Source organism: Aeromonas piscicola (assembly GCF_000820005.1).
Lineage (GTDB): Bacteria > Pseudomonadota > Gammaproteobacteria > Enterobacterales > Aeromonadaceae > Aeromonas > Aeromonas piscicola.
Window position 1 is genome coordinate 88,897 of record NZ_CDBL01000007.1, and the last position, 17,573, is coordinate 106,469.

The 17,573-nt window shown below is 63.3% G+C and carries 9 protein-coding genes and 1 pseudogene; 6 read left to right on the forward strand and 4 right to left on the reverse strand.

The features are described from left to right. Window positions 1-150: 150 nt before the first annotated feature. From BN1128_RS01365 to BN1128_RS01375, 3 genes and pseudogenes are all read left to right on the forward strand, one after another. On the forward strand, window positions 151-891 hold the full coding sequence (locus BN1128_RS01365) for an ABC transporter permease (RefSeq protein WP_042865799.1): 741 nt from the start codon (window positions 151-153) through the stop codon (window positions 889-891). Window positions 892-894: 3 nt separating this feature from the next. Further along, window positions 895-1,587, forward strand: coding sequence for an ABC transporter permease (locus BN1128_RS01370; protein WP_042865800.1), 693 nt, complete (start codon window positions 895-897; stop codon window positions 1,585-1,587). Between the two features lie 79 nt (window positions 1,588-1,666). Continuing rightward, a pseudogene (locus tag BN1128_RS01375) lies at window positions 1,667-2,639 on the forward strand (IS1595 family transposase). Between the two features lie 46 nt (window positions 2,640-2,685). On the opposite strand, the gene BN1128_RS01380 reads toward BN1128_RS01375, so the two are convergent. From BN1128_RS01380 to BN1128_RS01390, 3 genes are all read right to left on the reverse strand, one after another. After that, a complete protein-coding gene (locus BN1128_RS01380) occupies window positions 2,686-3,327 on the reverse strand; it encodes an energy-coupling factor ABC transporter permease (protein ID WP_042865802.1) in 642 nt (213 codons plus the stop codon). 97 nt (window positions 3,328-3,424) lie between these two features. After that, window positions 3,425-4,231, reverse strand: a complete 807-nt coding sequence (gene pflA, locus BN1128_RS01385) for a pyruvate formate lyase 1-activating protein (protein WP_082030312.1) — start codon at window positions 4,229-4,231, stop codon at window positions 3,425-3,427. 65 nt (window positions 4,232-4,296) lie between these two features. Continuing rightward, window positions 4,297-7,236 carry a sensor domain-containing phosphodiesterase gene (locus tag BN1128_RS01390; RefSeq protein ID WP_042865803.1) on the reverse strand — a complete coding sequence of 980 codons (2,940 nt, stop codon included), beginning with the start codon at window positions 7,234-7,236 and terminating at the stop codon, window positions 4,297-4,299. Window positions 7,237-7,370: 134 nt separating this feature from the next. On the opposite strand from BN1128_RS01390, the gene BN1128_RS01395 reads away from it, so the two are divergent. The 3 genes from BN1128_RS01395 to pbpC all read left to right on the forward strand — a co-directional run bounded on the left by BN1128_RS01395 (window position 7,371) and on the right by pbpC (window position 16,456). Beyond that, window positions 7,371-9,041, forward strand: coding sequence for an FAD-dependent oxidoreductase (locus tag BN1128_RS01395; protein ID WP_042865804.1), 1,671 nt, complete (start codon window positions 7,371-7,373; stop codon window positions 9,039-9,041). A 169-nt stretch (window positions 9,042-9,210) separates the two neighbouring features. Further along, window positions 9,211-14,094, forward strand: a complete 4,884-nt coding sequence (locus BN1128_RS01400) for an alpha-2-macroglobulin family protein (protein WP_082030313.1) — start codon at window positions 9,211-9,213, stop codon at window positions 14,092-14,094. Between the two features lie 52 nt (window positions 14,095-14,146). Then, window positions 14,147-16,456 (forward strand): penicillin-binding protein 1C, encoded by a 2,310-nt coding sequence (pbpC, locus tag BN1128_RS01405; RefSeq protein WP_244464537.1) that lies wholly within the window; start codon window positions 14,147-14,149, stop codon window positions 16,454-16,456. Between the two features lie 113 nt (window positions 16,457-16,569). Here the strand turns inward: pbpC and BN1128_RS01410 are convergent, their stop codons facing one another. Further along, on the reverse strand, window positions 16,570-17,529 hold the full coding sequence (locus tag BN1128_RS01410; RefSeq protein WP_042865807.1) for a hypothetical protein: 960 nt from the start codon (window positions 17,527-17,529) through the stop codon (window positions 16,570-16,572). Between the last annotated feature and the right edge of the window lie 44 nt (window positions 17,530-17,573).

Sequence of the window (17,573 nt, forward strand, 5' to 3'; positions counted from 1 at the left end):
GACAGGTTGACCCTTGTCTGTAGTCATCGGGCCCGTTGTCTCTCGCAAGGGAGCGATGGGCCCGCTTAGTTGCAATGGAGCTGCATGTGTTTGGTTTGAAAGGATATTGGGACGGGCTGGCCCGCTCAATGCGTTGCAATGGAGCCGCATATGTTTGATTTGAAAGGATACGAGGCCTCTCTGCTGGAGGGCGCCTGGATCACGCTGGAGGTGGCGCTGGCCTCGCTGCTGCTGGCGCTGCTGCTGGGTATGCTGGGGGCACTCGCCAAGCTCTCCCCCTACAAGTGGGCACGTGGCATCGCCACCGTCTACACCACCGTCATTCGCGGTATTCCCGATCTGGTGCTGATGATGCTGCTGTTCTTCGGCGGCCAGGTGCTGATCAACAGCCTCTGCAGCTGGGTCAACGAGAGCTACAACAACTACCTGCTGGCGAGCAATCCCAACCAGGAGTGGGTCTCCCTGCTGCCTGACTACATCGACATCAGCCCGTTTGCGGCCGGGGTGGCCACCATAGGCTTCATCTTTGGCGCCTACATGACAGAGACCTTCCGCGGCGCCATTCTGGCGGTGGACAAGGGAGAGCTGGAAGCCGCTCGCGCCTTTGGCATGCGGGCGACCCAGGTGTTTGTGCGGATCCTCTTCCCCCAGATGATGCGCCACGCCCTGCCGGGCTTTGGCAACAACTGGCTGGTGCTGCTGAAAACCACGGCGTTGGTCTCCATCATCGGGCTCGATGACATGGTGCGCAAAGCATCCCTGGCGGCGGGGTCGACCCAGCAGCCATTCACCTTCTACATGGCGGTGGCCCTGATCTTCCTGATCTTCACTGCGGTCTCGACCTCGGCGCTCAAGTGGGCCGAACGTCACTATGCGATAAAGACGAGGTAAGCCATGGATTTCTCAATCATTCTCAAAGAGTGGCCCACCTACTGGGAGGGGCTCTACACCACAGTGCTGCTGGTGGTGGCATCCCTGGTGCTCGGCCTGGCCCTGGCGGTGCCCATGGGGATACTGCGCAACAGCCGCAACTGGCTGATCAAGGGGCCGATCTGGGCCTACATCTACTTCTTCCGTGGCACCCCGCTGCTGGTGCAGCTGTTCATCATCTACTACGGCGCCGCCCAGTGGGAGTGGCTGAAAAACAGCGCCGCCTGGGAGCTGTTCGCCCAGGCCTGGTTCTGCGCTCTGCTGGCGTTCACCCTCAATACGGGGGCTTATACCGCCGAGATAGTGCGCGGCGCCGTGCTCAACATGCCAAAGGGGCAGATTGAAGCGGCCAACGCCTTTGGCATGACCCGCTGGCAGACCCTGACCCGCATCATATTGCCCAACTCGTTTCGCCGTGCGCTGCCCGCCTACAGCAACGAGGTGATCTTCATGCTGCAGGGCTCGGCGGTGGCCGGCATCATCACCATAGTCGACCTGACCGGTGCGGCGCGGATCATCAACTCCCGCTACTACAGCCCGTTCGAGGCGTTTTTGACCGCAGGCCTGCTCTACATGCTGCTGACCTTCGTCATCGTCTGGCTGTTCAAGAAGTGGGAAGCCCGCTGGCATGCCCACCTGCGCCCCCGCACGGTGTAATCCCCATAAAAAAGGCGCTGTCCCAATTATGTGTTGAAAGGCTGATCTTGAAGTAGGTCATCACCTGAGGGCCTCCATCATGGATACACAAGCCTTTCAACACCTATTGCCTATCTTCCCATTACTTACCTTACGCCAGCCTTACGCCAGCGTGTGTGGCTCAGCGTGAGCTCACGGCACCACGCCCCATGACCTCCCTGGCTACTTAGTTACCCGCTTCCAGCTGCTGCCCCCACTGTCAAGCCAAGTTGGTCCACTTAACCCCCTGGGGTTGGATCCGAGGACTGCGTCGCTACCGCTGCAAATAGTGTTTGCGCACCAGTTCTGTCCTCACCAACACCCCCTTGGCCAGATTGCGCAAGGCCGAGTGCAGGGAAGACCATGCCCAGACTCTCATTGATGGGCTCACCGTCCGTCAGGCGCCATTCGCTGCGGAGTCTGCAAGAACACCGCCTTCTTGTGGCGCCACCGCTTCTTGAAGTCCATGGCCACTTATCAGGCGACACGAGAGAAGGGGATTGTGGAAGTAGATGAAACCTTCTTCCTCGAATCGTTCAAGGGACAGCGGGGTTTACCCCGCCCGGCAGGGCATCGTGGTGGTAAAGGACGAGCCCGTAGAACCGGCCCCGATTACATCCCGGTGATGGTGGTGCAAGACCAGGCGGGCCACCTGGCGGACTTCCAACTGGATAAGATGGATGCCCAAGCGGTCAGGGCGGTATTAGCACCCCCTCATCGCCCCAGATGCGGTGATCTGTAGTGATGGCGCTGGGGTATATGCCAGTTTCAGCACATTACAGGGTGTAACTCACCAGATAGTGCGTAATCGTCAAGGTGAACGCGTAATTGGGGCATAGCACATCCAGCACGTGAACGGATATCACAGTCGGCTGAAAGAGTGGATGGAGCGGTTCCATGGCGTGGCGACCCATTACCTGAGGAATTACCTGGGTTGGCGCAGGATGCTGGAGCGCTACGGTAAGAGAGTGGGAATCAGGGATTGTTTGCATGAGGCGCTGGGGCGCCCCATGCAACACGTAATTGGGACATAGCCTAAAAACAGCCCGCAATCGCGGGCTGTTTTATGTTTCAAGCGGTTCAGCGCCCCAGGTATTGCCGATCGAAGAAGGTGTTGACCCAGTGGGGACGATAGATGGCGAGCAGCGTCATTGTCATGCCGTTGAGCAGGGCTTCGGGGAAGAGCAGCAGAGGCCAGATGGAGAGGTAGTCGGCGCTGATGGTGTGCCACGGATAGGTGCCACTCATGCCCATCAGCAGGGCGCTGGCGATCACCTTGACCGAGATGCTCAGCGCCCCGCCACCGAAGGCGACCACGAACAGGTAGACGAACAGGTGGCGGGGCATCCAGGCCCAGCTGGCCAGAAACAGCAACCAGCTGGTTGCCACGGGCAGAGCGACGCCGATCAGCGCCTGCCAGCCGATGTCGGCGAGTTCGATGACATCGAAGTAGCCGAGCACCAGCAGTGTCAGGCAGGGGGCGAGCAGGGCGAGGCGCCACCCCAGCAGCAGGGTCAGGCTGGTGAGGCCGAGAAAGTGCACCTCCAGCCCCTCGTGCAGGCCGGCACGCAAGACCCAGAGTGGTATCAGCGCGATGGCGCCGCCAAGGCAGAGGTGCTGATAGAGTGGCTGGGCAAGCAGGGTTCGCAGCAGGGTGCCGCGCAGGCTGAATATAAGCAGCAATAGCCAGAGCAGGAGGGCTGCGGCTTGTCCTTCACTCATGGCATGTCCTTGTCATGTGATGGCGTACTGAGCGAGCAGGGGTGACGGATAACAATAACAAGGGCTGGCGTCTTCCCTGCCAGCCCTGCTTTAAAAATCAGTATTTGACGAGTTTGTGATACTTGCTGAGGATGCCCTGGACGCGGTCCATGGTCTCCTTGCTGGGGGGCTTGATCCCGGTCAGATCGTAGTTTTCACCCAGTACGTCCCACTTGTGCTTGCCCAGTTCGTGGTAGGGCAGCAGCTCCACCTTCTCGACGCAATCACCCAGCTCGGCGATGAACTGACCCAGCCCTTCGGCGCTCTCGTCATCGTCTGACCAGGTTGGCACCACCACGTAGCGGATCCACATGGTCTTGCCCTTGGCGGCCAGATAGCGGGCGAACTCCAAGGTGTACTTGTTGCTGACGTGGGTGAGCGGTATGTGCTTCTCGTCATTGATCTGCTTGATGTCGAGCAGCACCAGATCCGTGTTGTCGAGCACCTTGTCGAGCTGTTCGTCGTAGTGACGCACGAAGCCGTTGGTATCGAGACAGGTGTGTATGCCTTTCTCTTTGCAGGCGGCGAACAGTTCGGCGATGAAGTTTTGTTGCAACATGGCTTCGCCACCCGAGGCAGTCACACCACCGCCGGAGGCATTCATGAAGTGGCGATAGCTGGTGATGTCGCTCATCAACTCCGGCACCGTCACTTCGCGGCCACCCTGGGTGTCCCAGGTGTCCCGGTTGTGACAGTACTTGCAGCGCATCAGGCAGCCTTGCATGAACACGATAAACCGTATCCCGGGGCCATCGACAGTGCCGCAGGTTTCAACGGAATGGATCCGGCCAATGATCCCGGACGCGCTGGTTTCAGCGACCGCACCGCTGGTTTCGACAGCAGGGATCCGATTAATGACAGACATAGACAACTCCAACGATTCGAGCAGGTCGTTATTTTATTACATAAAGCCCTATAAATCCTACATGTTTAGCCCGGTTGGGGCGAACCCAGCAGGCTCTCCAGGGCCCTGACAGTGAGTGGTCGACTGGTCAGGAAGCCTTGATAATGCTGGCATCCCAGCGCTTTGAGGATGGCGAGCTGCTCTTCATCCTCCACCCCTTCGGCGGTGACGGTAAAGCGGAAAACCTTGGCCAGATCCAGGATCGCCTTGACGATGGCCTTGTCCTGTTCGCTGTGCACCAGGGTCTGAATGAAACTTCTGTCGAGCTTCACTTCGTCCGCCGGCAGATCCCGCAGGTAGGCGAGCGACGAGTAGCCGGTGCCGAAGTCATCGATGGAGAGCAAGATGCCGAGATCCTTGAGTTGCCGCATGCGGGCTATGCTCTCCAGCCGGTTCTCCAGCACCACGGATTCGGTCACCTCCAGCAGCAGGCGGGAGGGGGGCACGCCTGTGTCGCGCAATATGTACTCCACCTGCTGCACGAACCCCGCGGTGTGGAACTGGCGGGCGCTGACGTTGACCGACAGGTGGGGAATGGCAAAGCCGCGGTTGAGCCAGAAGCTGTACTGGGCGCAGGCGGTCTTCATCACCCAGTAGCCTATGTCCTGGATGAGGCTGGTCTCCTCGGCGATGGGGATGAAGTCTCCCGGCGGCACCATGGTGCCGTCGCTGCGCTGCCAGCGCAGCAGCGCCTCTATCCCTGACAAACTGCCGTTGTCGACCCTGTATTGCGGCTGGTAGTAAAGTTGCAGCTCGTGGTTGCGCAGGGCATCGCGCAGCTGGTTGTTGAGGGCCAGCTTGTTCTTCTCCTTATCCGCCATGGCCTCGCTGAAGAACACATAGTTGCCCTGACCGGCGCGCTTGGCCATGTGCGTGGCGGTATCGGCCTGCTGCATCAGCACCAGATGATCCTGATCCTCGTTGGAGAAGAGGCTGATCCCCACAGAGGCGCTGCAATGCAGCTTGTGATCCTCGATGTCAAACGGGGTGCGAAACAGTCCCATCAGCTCGCGGGCGAAGTGCTCGGCCAGGATCTTGGCGGTGACATAGCCTTGACCCAGGGCGGTGAACAGCAGGGCGAACTCGTCCCCCGAGATGCGGGCCAGCACCAGGTTGTCCTGGGGCAGTCCCTTGAGCCGCTCCACCACGGCTTGCAGCAGCAGATCGCCGCAGGCGTGGCCGAGGGAGTCGTTGATCGACTTGAAGTTGTCCAGATCCACCAGCAACAGGGCGCCCCACTGGCCACTGGGCGCCTGCAGGGTGCGCTGCATGATGTCGTTGAGGCTGCGCCTGTTGTAGAGGCCGCACAGATCGTCGTAATAAGCGAGCTGCTCTATGTGGCGGGCGGCGTCTTTCTCTCGGGTGATATCGTAAAAGCTGCAGACGTAATGGCTGAGTTCGCCGTGTTCATCCTTGACGCCGCTCACCATGAGACGCACCGGGAACAGATGACCATCCTGGTGCAGGCAACGCTCCTCGCCCATCCAGAACTCCTGCTCATCGACCGCCCGTCTGACATCCTCTTTCAGGTGATCGCCGTAATAGGTGGGCCGCAGCTTGACGATATGCTGGCCGATCATCTCATCATCGCCAAAGCCGGTGATGCGGCCAAAGGAGCGGTTGACCTTGAGGATGATCCCCTGGTGATCCATGACCAGCAGGCCATCGTGGGTGTTGAAGGCCACCTCTGCCAGGCGCAGGGCATCGTCGGCGGCGAGTCGCTGCAGCTCGATGGCAGCCCGCTCATGCTGGCTGCTGAGGGCATCGAGCAGCGGCATGGGGTCGGCCAGCGGCTCGTCGAGCAGCAGGGTGAGCTGGCCCATGGGGGCGCCGCTCGGCCCGTGCAGCGGTATGCCGACATAGGCCCTGGCGTTGAGGGCCAGCAGCTGGGCCGCCTGGGGGTAGCGCAGGGGCAGGTCTTCCACATAGACAGCCTGACCGTGCTGGAACAGCTCCTGGCCGGGGCCTGGATCCATCTGTATGGGCTTGAGGACGGAGAAGGTCTCCCCCTCCAGCACGCAGCGCGGAATGATCCAGAGATCCTGGCCGCGCGGCTGGTACTCACCGACCCAGCCGATGCGGGCGCCACAGGCTGTCATGGCCCAGTGCACCAGGGCGCGGCAATAGGCGATGCCGGTCAGCAGGGTCAGCTCGGTCGGCAGGGTCAGCCCGGGGCTGAGCAGGGGTTCGGGTTCCGGCTGCCAGTGGCCGAGCAACTGGGCGCTGTGGCGCACCAGCTGGAGCATCTCCTCGCTGAGCGGAGTGGCGTTGAGGTATTCGAGGCTCAGCACGCCGATGAGTTTTTCCTGCTCCAGCAGCGCGCCGTCGAGGCGCGAGCTTATCCCCGCGCTGGCCAGGTAGTAGTGCTGGCTCAGCATGGGTTGGTGGGCGGCTTCGGAAAAACTCAAGGATTTGCGGGTGCGCAGGGCGCGTATGTAGCGGCTGTCACCCCGGATGGCCGAGAGCCCCTCGGCGCCGAGGGCAAAGACAGGGGTCAGCTGCTCGCTGCCGAGCGAGCCGTTGGCCTGATAGTGCCAAAGAATGAGGCGATCAGCCCCCAGGCTCTCCTTGAGGGCTTCCAGCATGGCGGCAAACTGCTGCTGGCTGGCCATCTGGCTCAGCCGTGGCAGCTGCAACGCCAGATCGGCGATGGGCTCCTGGCGCAGGGTCTGCAGGCAGATGAGCCAGAAGGCATCCTGCTCGTGAGAGAGGGCTATGTGCCACTGCTGGCCGGCGAAGCGCAGTACCAGCTTGCCTCCCAGACCGCTGGCAAGGGCTTGCTCTATGGGCAGGCGCAGGGCATCGGGCAACTGGGCGGGCCAGGCGCTTCTCGGTTCATCCAGCCAGTAGAGCGGGGTTTGCATCACATCGGTCAGGGCGACCAGCCGTTGGCTGCGCACATCCAGACGAAAGAACAGGGGGGTCTGGCTGGCAGGGGGAAGGTGACTGAGCGCGGTAGACGACATGAACTGATAACATCCTGTTGAACAACTGTCGGGTGGCAAGAATACTGCAAAATCGATGCAAACAAAATTTCATTGAAATCTAAATTAGAAGTTACTAATGTAATGGCAATCTGTAGTTAACCGGAGTCTTGCTGATGAAACGGATCCTGATTGTAGGCGGTGTGGCAGGTGGTGCCTCTGCGGCGGCCAGAGCCCGCCGCCTGAGCGAAACGGCCGAGATAGTGATGTTCGAGCGGGGCGAGTTTGTCAGCTTCGCCAACTGTGGCCTGCCTTATCATATCGGCGGCGATATTCAGGACCGTTCGGCCCTGCTGCTGCAGACGCCGCAAAGCTTCAAGCGCCGTTTCAACGTTGATGTGCGGGTCTTTCACGATGTGATCGACATCGACAAAGCTGGCAAGACGCTCCTGGTGCGCAACCTGCTCACCGGTGAAGAGCGGTGCGAATCTTATGATCAGCTGTTGCTGAGCCCGGGGGCGGCCCCCATTCGCCCGCCTTTCCCCGGCATCGACAGCCCGGGCGTGCATACCCTGCGCAACATTCCGGACATGGACCGCATACTGGCGGCCCTGCAGCGCGATGATCCGCGCCATGTCACCGTGGTGGGGGGCGGCTTCATCGGGCTGGAGATGATGGAGGCACTGCACCAGCGCAAGCTGGATGTCACCCTGCTGGAGCTCTCCGATCAGGTGATGGCACCGGTGGACAGAGAGATGGCCAACATGCTCCATGCCCGCATCCGCGAAGAGGGGATCGACCTGCGGCTGCGCACCGGCCTCTCGGCCATCGAGCGCCAGGACGGGCAGCCGGCGCAAGCGGCCAGCACCGGCTTGCGGCTGACCCTGAGCGACGGCACCCGGCTCGACACCGACCTGCTGATCCTGGCCATCGGCGTCAAGCCCGAGACCCTGCTCGCCGCCAAGGCGGGGCTTGAGCTGGGGCCGCGCGGCGGCATCAAGGTGGATGCCGGCATGCGTACCTCGGATCCCTTCATCTATGCGGTGGGGGATGCGGTGGAAGAGACCGACTTCGTCACCGGCGAGTCCGTGCTGATCCCGCTGGCGGGGCCTGCCAACCGGCAGGGGCGGATCGCCGCTGACAACATGCTGGGCCGAGCTGAAACCTACAAGAAGACCCAGGGTACCGCCATCTGCAAGCTGTTCGACCTGGCGGTGGCCAGCACGGGCCTCAACGAGAAACGGCTGCTGCAACTGGGCCTGCCGTTCGAGAAGGCCTATGTGCATCCGGGCAGTCATGCCGGTTACTACCCGGGCGCCCACCCGGTCAGCCTCAAGCTGCTGTTTGCCCCCGATGGCAAGATCTACGGCGCCCAGGCCATCGGCAAGGACGGGGTCGACAAGCGTATCGACGTGCTGGCGGTGGCCCAGCGCGCCGGGCTGACGGTGTTTGACTTGCAGGATCTGGAGCTCACCTATGCGCCGCCGTTCGGCTCGGCCAAGGATGTGATCAACATGGCGGGTTTCGTGGCGAGCAACCACTTGAAAGGGGATACCCTGATCTGTCACGCCGCCGAGGTGCAGGCCCGTCATCCCCATCAACAGGTGCTGGATGTACGCAATGGCCCCGAGCTCGACAAGCTGGGTCGCATCCCGGATGCCCTGCACATCCCCCTCGATGAGCTGCGTGGCCGGCTGGATGAACTGCCCAGGGATAAAGAGCTGCTCATCAGCTGTCAGGTGGGCTTGCGCGGCCACGTGGCTTGCCGCTTGCTTAGCCAACACGGCTTCAAGGTGAAGAACCTCTCCGGCGGTTTCAAAACCTGGCAGATGGCGGTGATGGAATAAGGGCCTCACCGACACACCAAACGCCGACCTCAGGGTCGGCTTTTTGTTATCTGTCTGGTGGCAATCTGTGCTCGACATTTTGCAATGAGTTTTGTGTCAAGCGAGTCGGATGTCTTATCCTGTTGCCTATCGCGCTGCTGTGGCAGCGATCCAATCCGGGATGGAACCTATGCGCCCTTTTGACCCTTGCCCTGCTGCCCACCACTTTGCTCCCCTGCGGCTTGCGCCGTGCCGCCATCGCTGGTCTGCCTTGTTGTTGACCGGGCTGGCCTGTCTGCTCTTGGCCGGTTGTGGTCAGGACAAGCCGGCAACCGCCGATCAGGCGCCAGCGGCCCAGCAAGAGGCTGGTGTCCCCACGGCCGTGGTGCAGGCCAATGCCCGCCAATATAGAGACGCGCCGGCGCTGGCGCTGGTCTTCTCCGGCCCGCTGGCGCCCAGAGCGAACTGGCAGAGCTGGCTGGCGGTGAGCCAGGGGGGCAAGCAGGTGCAGGGGGAGTGGATCCTGGCCGAGGATGGCCGCACCCTCTACTTCCCGCAGGTCGCACCCGACAAAAGCTATGAGGTGATCCTCAAATCGGGGCTGGGCCCTGAGCCCCAGCGCTGGACCCTCAAGACCCGGCCGCTGGAGGCAGGGGCGTCGTTTACTGCCAGCGGCATGGTGTTGCCGCTGCGCCAGGAGCTGCGCTTGCCCATCAGCGCGGTCAACGTGGATGAGGTCAATATCGACTTCTTCCGGGTCGATGCCGAGTATCTGCCGCGCTTTTTGGCCGAGTACAGACCCGGCGCCGGCATGGGCAACTGGGAGCTGGAGCAGATCACCAGCCGCGCCAAACGGGTGTTCAGCGGCCGCTACGCCCTGGCGCTGGATGCCAACCGCCGCGAAACCCGCCTTATCAACGTCAAGGAGCCGCAGCTGGCCGAGGCCGGTGTCTACTTCGCCGTCATGTCACCCCTTGGCAACTACGACTGGCGCAAGGAGACCACCTATTTCGCGGTGAGCGACATGGGGCTCAGTGCCCGCCGTTATCGGGATCAGCTAGAGGTGTTTGTCAGCTCGCTGGCGAGTGCGGATCCCCTCAAGGAGGTACAGCTCTCCCTGCTCGACGAGAAGGGCAACCGGCTGCAGGTGCAGACCAGTGACAATCAGGGTCACCGCCGCTTCGACCAGGTGCAGGGCGCACGCCTGCTGCTGGCCGAGCAGGGCAAGCATCTGGCTGTGCTGCGCCTCGATGGCGCCGCGCTGGATCTCGCTGCCTTCGATCTCGGCACCCAGCCTTGGCAGGCCCAGCAGCTTTATCTGTTCAGCGGGCGGGATCTTTACCGCCCCGGCGAGCGGCTCGACAGCGAGATCCTGCTCAAGGGGCAGGATGGCCAGCTGCTGCCGGGAATGGCGGTGGAGCTGGAGGTGAAACAGCCGGACGGTCAGCTGCTCGAACAGAAACGGCTGCTGCCGGACAGCCTGGGGGCCGCCCACTACGGTCTGCGCCTGCCGGATGACGCGCCGCTCGGGCGCTGGACCATCAACCTGAAAACCGCCGCCGGCAGCCGCTTCGAGTGGCCCTTCCTGGTGGAGGAGTTCCTGCCGGAGCGGCTCAAGCTGCAACTCGGCAAGGGGCCTGATGGCGAATTGCTGACCCCGCAACAGGCGCTCACCCTGCCGTTGCAGGGGGATTATCTCTACGGCGCTCCCGCCAGCAACACCAAGGCGAAGGCTGACGTGAAAATAAGCCGCGCGGCCATGCCCTTCACCCAGTGGCAGGCGTTCACCTTGGGGGACGTGTTGCTGACCGAGCAGGCCAAGGAGCTTGAGCCCCTCAACCTCACCCTGAATCAGCAGGGGCAGGGGATATTTTCGCTGGCAGATGAGCTGGATGGCGTGAGTGCCCTCGGGCCGCTGGAGGTAGCCTATCGGGTGTCGCTCTCCGAGCCCGGCGGTCGCGCCGTCAATCGCAGTCGCACCCAGTACGGCTGGCCGGTGGGCAGCCAGTGGCCGGCGCTGAGGGCCGATTTCGTCGCGGACAGGGTGGAAGGGGGCAAGCCGCTACCCTTCCAGATCCTCAACCTGGATGACAAGGGCCAGCCGGTGGCGGGCGAGGTGAAGGTGCGGCTGGTCAACGAATACCGCGACTACTACTGGCACTACGCCGATGGCGAGGGGTGGAAGTACGAGTTCAACAGCCAGCCCTATCTTGAGCTGGAGCAGAGCTTGCAACTCGATGGCAAGGGGCCGACCGCCCTCAGTTTGCAACTGGCGGCGGGCTGGTACCGATTGGAGGTGGAGAACAGCCAGGGCCATCAATCCAGCCTGCGGGTCGAGATCGGCAGTTACGCCTGGGGTGGCGGTGGTGAGCAGGCGCGGCCTGACAAGATTGCCATCAGCCTCGACAAGCGCGCCTATCAGGCTGGCGACAAGGCGAAGGTGACCCTGGTTGCCCCCCGTGCTGGCAAGGGGCTGCTGCTGGTGGAAGATGGCGACAGCCTGCGCTGGTGGCAGCGTATCGAGCTGCGAGCCGAAGGTGGTGGCTCAGCAGAGGCCCGCGGCGAGTTCGAGATCCCCGTCAGCCCGGAGTGGCAGCGTCACGATCTGCATATTTCGGCGCAGATCGCCGCCCCCGACAGCGAGTCAAAGCCGGTGAGCCAAAAGAGTGTGCAGAGTCTGCGCTCGGTCGGTCTGGTGCCGCTCACCCTGGACAGAGAAGCTCGCCGTCTGCCGCTCAGCTTGAGTGCGCCGGACAAGGCGGTGCCGCTCACCCGGCTCGAGGTCACCGCCACCTCCACCCCCAACAGTCAGGGGCGAGTGGTACTGGCGGCGGTGGATCGGGGCGTGCTCAATATCAGCGATTACCAGCCCCTCTCACCGTTCGAGATCTTCTTTGGTCGCAAGCGCTTCGCACAAGACTTGTTCGACAACTACGGTCAGGTGATTCCGCCGCAGGATGGCAAGCTGGCCCGCCTCAACTACGGCGGCGATGCCCCGGCGCTGAAGAAGGGCGGTGCGCTGGAGAGCCGGGTCGAGATCGCCGCGCTCTGGAGCGGTGAGGTGAGTTTTGACGAGAGTGGCAAGGCGGTGATACCGCTTGATCTGCCCAACTTCAACGGCGAGCTGGCGCTGATGGCGTTGGCCTGGAACGAGCAGCAGGTGGGAGAGGCCGAGCGCGCCGTCAAAGTCGTTGCGCCGCTGGTGGCCGAGATTGGCTGGCCGCGCTTTGGGGCCAGAGGGGATCAGACCCGCGCCCTGGTGCAACTGCGCAATATGAGCGGCGAGGATCAAAATCTTTCGCTTGAATGGACCCTGGCCGGCGGCTTGCAGGCGGGCGGCGAACTACCCGAGACGCTGACGCTTAAAAATGGCGAGGAGCGCTGGCTGACCCTGCCGCTCACAGTGACCGGGGCGAGCGGGGTGGCAAGCCTGCAACTGGCGGCGAGCGGCAAGGGCTTTGCGATAAGTCGCGACTGGTATCTGCCGCTGCGCTCCCCCTGGCCTGCCCAGACGCGCCAGCGCTACCAGATGCTGACCCCAGGTCAGCAGATGAGCTTTGCCCAGAGCGAACTGGCCGGGCTGGATCCCGCCAATCTACAGGGGCTGCTCAGCCTCTCAGGCACGCCCCCCTGGGATCCGGCCGCCCAGTGGCAGGCGCTGGCCGATTACCCCTACGCCTGTCTGGAGCAGACCTTGTCCCGCGCCTGGCCTTACTTGCTGACCACGGCGGATGAGCGTGCGGCCTGGTCCAAACCTGCGCTGGGAAGCAAGCCGGTGAGCGAGGCGGATCTGCAGCGCGCCCTGCTGCAGCGGCTGCAACGGTTGCAACTGCCGAGCGGCGGTTTTGGCCTCTGGGATGGTCGCTCCGATGAGGAGCAGTGGCTCACTGCCTATGCGGCCGACTACCTGCTGACCCGCAAGGAGGTCGGCGACGCCGTGCCCGAGGCCATGTTGAGTCAGGCCCTCAATCGCTTGCAGAGCTATCTCACCGACAGTCAGTACGGCGAGCGCTGGAGCAGTGCCCCCGAGCACAGTCGGCTGGCCTATCAGGCCTACAGCGCCTATGTGCTGGCGCGGGTGGGCAAGGCGCCGCTCGCCACCCTGCGTCTCATCTGGGAGCAGCAGGCGGATCATGCCCGCTCTGGTTTGCCGCTCTTGCACCTCTCGCTGGCGCTTTCCGCCATGGGGGATGAGCAGACTGCCGCCAAGGCTCTTGCCCGGACGCTGGCAACCCCGCGCGGCGAGGATTATCTGGCCGATTACGGTTCGCCCCTGCGCGATGGGGCGTTGGAGCTCGCTCTGCTGCGCCAGCACAAGCTGGCCGAGGATCGCTGGTCTGAGCTCAGCGCCAAGGTGGCCGATACTCTGGCCCATCGCCAGTGGCTAAGCACCCAGGAGCGCCTCGCCCTGTTGCGGTTGGCACAGGTCGATCCTGCTGCTGACTGGCAGGCAAGGCTAGTGTCAATCAATGGCGATCATCCCGTTGCCGGTAAAAACAGTGCGCAGATCGGTGTTCCCGAGGCCCTGGCGGCGACTGGCGTGACCAACGAGGGCAAGGGATCCCTCTATGTGCAGCGCACCTTGATCGGCTATCCCGAGCAGGCCCCCGTACGTATCAGCCAGGGCATGAGCGTGACCCGCAGCTGGTTCAATGCCGATGGTAAGCCGCTCGATCCCGCCAAGGTCAAGGTGGGCGATTTGGTGGTGGTGCGGCTCAATGTGAGCAGCGAGCAGACGGTGCCCGATGCCTTGCTGGTGGAGATGCTGCCGGCGGGATTTGAGCTGGAAAACCCGGCCCTTGGCACCAGCATCAAGCTCGAGGAGCTCAGCATAGAGGGCAAACCGGCGTGGCAGAGCGAGTGGAACGACTACCTCAAGCATCAGGAGTTTCGTGACGATCGCTACACAGCGGCGCTGGATCTGAGCGAAGGAGGCAACCAGCAGCTGGTCTACCTGATGCGGGCCGTGACCCCGGGTCGTTATCAGGTGCCGCCGACCCAGGTGGAGGATATGTACCGGCCCGAGCTGCGGGCAGTGGGGCAGGATATTCACGAGGTGATGATCTCTGAGTAACGCCCCCTTGCTGGAGACGCTTCTCCCGGCCACGTTCTGGCAACGTGGCCGTTTGTGGTTGCGCCAGGCTTGGCTTGCGCTGCGGCATCTACCTCGCTGGCTGCGTCTGACGGCGCTGCTATTGGCTGGCGTGATCCTGTTGTTGCTGGTGCTGGATCGCACCTTCCCGCCGCCACCGCTGGATCCCGCCTTCGCGCGGGTTGTACTCGACATCAAGGGGCGGCCGCTGCGGGCCTTCGCCGATACCAGCGGGGTGTGGCGTTATCCCGTGACGCTGGAGCAGGTCTCCCCCCGCTATATAGAGGCGTTGCTGGGCTACGAGGATCGCTATTTCTGGCGCCATCCTGGGGTCAACCCGGTGGCCATGGTGCGCGGGGTCTGGCAATGGCTGCGTTACGGGCGGGCCGTCTCGGGCGGCTCGACCCTCACCATGCAGGTGGCCCGCCTCATCGAGCCCTATCACAGGAGCGTGCCCGGCAAGCTGCGCCAGATGGTGCGGGCGCTGCAGCTGGAGTGGCACTACGACAAGCGTACCCTGCTCACCGTCTATCTCAATCGGGCACCGTTTGGCGGCAACCTTGAAGGGGTACAGGCGGCCAGCTTTGCCTATCTGGGCAAGAGTGCGGCCAAACTCACACATGCCGAGGCCGCCCTGCTGGCGGTGCTGCCGCAGGCACCCAGCCGTTATCGGCCGGACAGGCACCCGGATCGCGCCCGCGCCGCCCGTGACAAGGTGATGCAGCGGCTGGTCAGGCAGGGGGCTTGGTCGGAGGCAGTCTGGACGGAGGGGCGCATCGAGCCGGTACTGGCCCGCGGTCACTTCACACCGATGGAGGCGCCGCTGTTTGCCCGTTTGGCCGCCGACAGTCAGCCGGGCGCACTGGTGCATACCACCATAGACGGGGATCTGCAGCGCTGGCTGGAGGCGCGGGTGGAGAGCTATATCCGCCGTTTCCCGGAGCAGACCTCCGCCGCCCTGCTGCTGGTGGACAACCAGACCATGGCGGTGCGCGCCTACGTGGGCAGCGCCGAGTACGGCAACTTGAGGCGCCACGGCTACCTCGACATGGTGCAGGCGATCCGCTCCCCCGGCTCCACCCTCAAGCCGTTTATCTACGGTCTGGCGCTCGATGCCGGGTTGGTTCACTCCGCCTCCCTGCTCTCCGATGCACCCAGATTGGGATCGGACTATCGACCCGCCAACTTTACCGGTGCCTTTCAGGGGCCCGTGACCATGACCCGGGCGCTGCAGCAATCCCTCAACGTGCCGGCCGTACAGGTACTGGAGGCACTCGGGCCCGATACCCTGGTCAATCGACTGGACAACGCCGGGGTCAGACTGGCGCTCTCCGACAAGCCCAACCCCGCCATCGCGCTCGGGGCGGCGGGCATTCGGCTGGAACAGCTGGTGGCGCTCTATAGCTCCCTCACCCGGCAGGGACAGGTGGCGATGCCGGTCTGGCTGGCGGGACAAAAGGCGGTCTCGCGCCCCTTGCTGAGCCCTGGAGCCGCCTGGATCATCTGGCAGATTTTGAGTTCGCAGGGGCGGGCGGATCAGCCCTTTGCCAGCGAGGCGACCGGCCGGGTCAACCGGCTGGCCTGGAAGACGGGCACCAGCTACGGCTACCGGGACAGCTGGGCGCTGGGGGTTTCGGGCCGCTGGACCCTGGGTGTCTGGCTGGGGCGGCCCGACGGCACCCCCTTGCCCGGTTTTTACGGTCAGAGCGCGGCTGTGCCACTGCTGCTCTCCGTCTATTCGCGGCTGGGTGACAACAGCCCCCTGCCGGCGCAGCCCAATACGGTGAGCGAGAGCGACATCTGCTGGCCGCTGGGGCGGCGGGTGGGTGCCACCCTGCCAGAAGCCTGCCTGCAACAACAGAGCGCCTGGCTGCTGGATGAACGGGATCCCCCCACCTTGCCCGATCCCATGGACTGGCCCTCACCGCTGCGTCAGGTTGCGCTGACCGAGCAGGGAACCCCCACCCTGGCGCGCTGCAGTGATGCGACCCACTCAAGCTGGCGAGCACTCTGGCCGCTCTCGCTGGAACCCTGGCGGGCGCCGGGGGAACGGCGCACGGCGCTGCTGGCAAGCCATTGCGCGGGGGAAGCGAAGCGCGCCGATCTGCAGGCGCCCATTCGCATCGTCGCGCTGGGGGAGGGCAACCTTATTCGCAGCCAGCGCTATCGCCTGCAACCCAGGGTGCTGGGTGGCGTGGGCAAGCCGTTCTGGTTTCTCAACGGCCAGCGGTTACGCTGGGACGGGGATCAGGTATTGAGCGAGGCGGGGCGCTACCAGCTGGTGGTGGTGGATGAGGCGGGCAACAGCGACAGAGTCGAATTTCGGCTGGAAAACCCCTCCTGAGGGGCTCCTGGTTTGCACTGACCGGGCGCCAGAATATTGACGGCGCGTCATGTCACCAAGACGGGATCAGGCTGTGAGCTGATCCCGTTGGACCATATTGGCGGCCGGCTGGCTCAGGGTTTGACTTGCCCCAGCCGGGTGAAGAAGTGCTGGCTCTTGCGCTGGTGGAAATGACTCTTCTTGATGGGATGGAAGATGAGGCGGCTCTTTGGGTGGCTCGCCTTGAGCTGATGGATCATCGTCATGGCGGGCAGGCCTGTGCTGACCAGTGTGGTGAGCGGCAGGCTGCGGGTCTCTGGCCCCAGCAGCTGATTGAGCCCTTGCTGCGCCAGCTCGAAACGGGTCAGGGCCGTTGGCTCGGCATAGCCACTGCCGAGCATGGCCAGCAGGGCATCGAGGGCCTGATGAAACTCGGCCAATTGCTGGCGAAAGCCGCTGCGGGCGCGCAGGGCAATCAGCTCGGCAAACGGGATCTCGCTCAGGTGAGTGGGGACTTGCAATGGTATCTCGAGGTGGAAGCAATCCTGGCCGCCCCGGTTGTGGTAGCGGGATTCGAGCAGGTGCAGCAGCCGGTCCAGATAGTCGTGATCCGTGATGAGGGCACCCTCATTAGCGAGTGCCCACTCACGGGCGAGGCGCATGGAGAGCAGATTGGCAAAGCGCCGCGCCATCCTGATCCCCCCCTCATCTTGCGTAGCAAAGCCGTGAGTCAGGCAAAAACCGTGCAGCCGCTCGAGACCGGCCTGGGTCGGGCAGAAGCAGTCGTGGTTGGCGCCTTGGCGCCAGCGAGTGATCAGCTCCTTGTTGCCGAACACCTTGTGGCGAGTGAAGTCAGGGGCGATAAGGCCGCCGAGCTGGCTCTCCAGCTGCGGGGTGATGTCTGCAAAGAAGCCAGGCTCAGGACGCTCTGCCAGCAGATCAGTCTGCTCTTCCAGGGTATGGAGCAGGGCGGTGAGGCCGCTCTTTTCACTGACGGTAAAGACGAAGGCGAGTCGCTCCAGATAGAGCAGGGCAAACTTGAGCCAGAGCTCGTCGCGTACCTCCATGCCGGGGTAGTAGATATAGGTCTTCATCGGATCAGTCTGTTGTCAAGGGATTGCTAGGGCGCAGGCTTGGG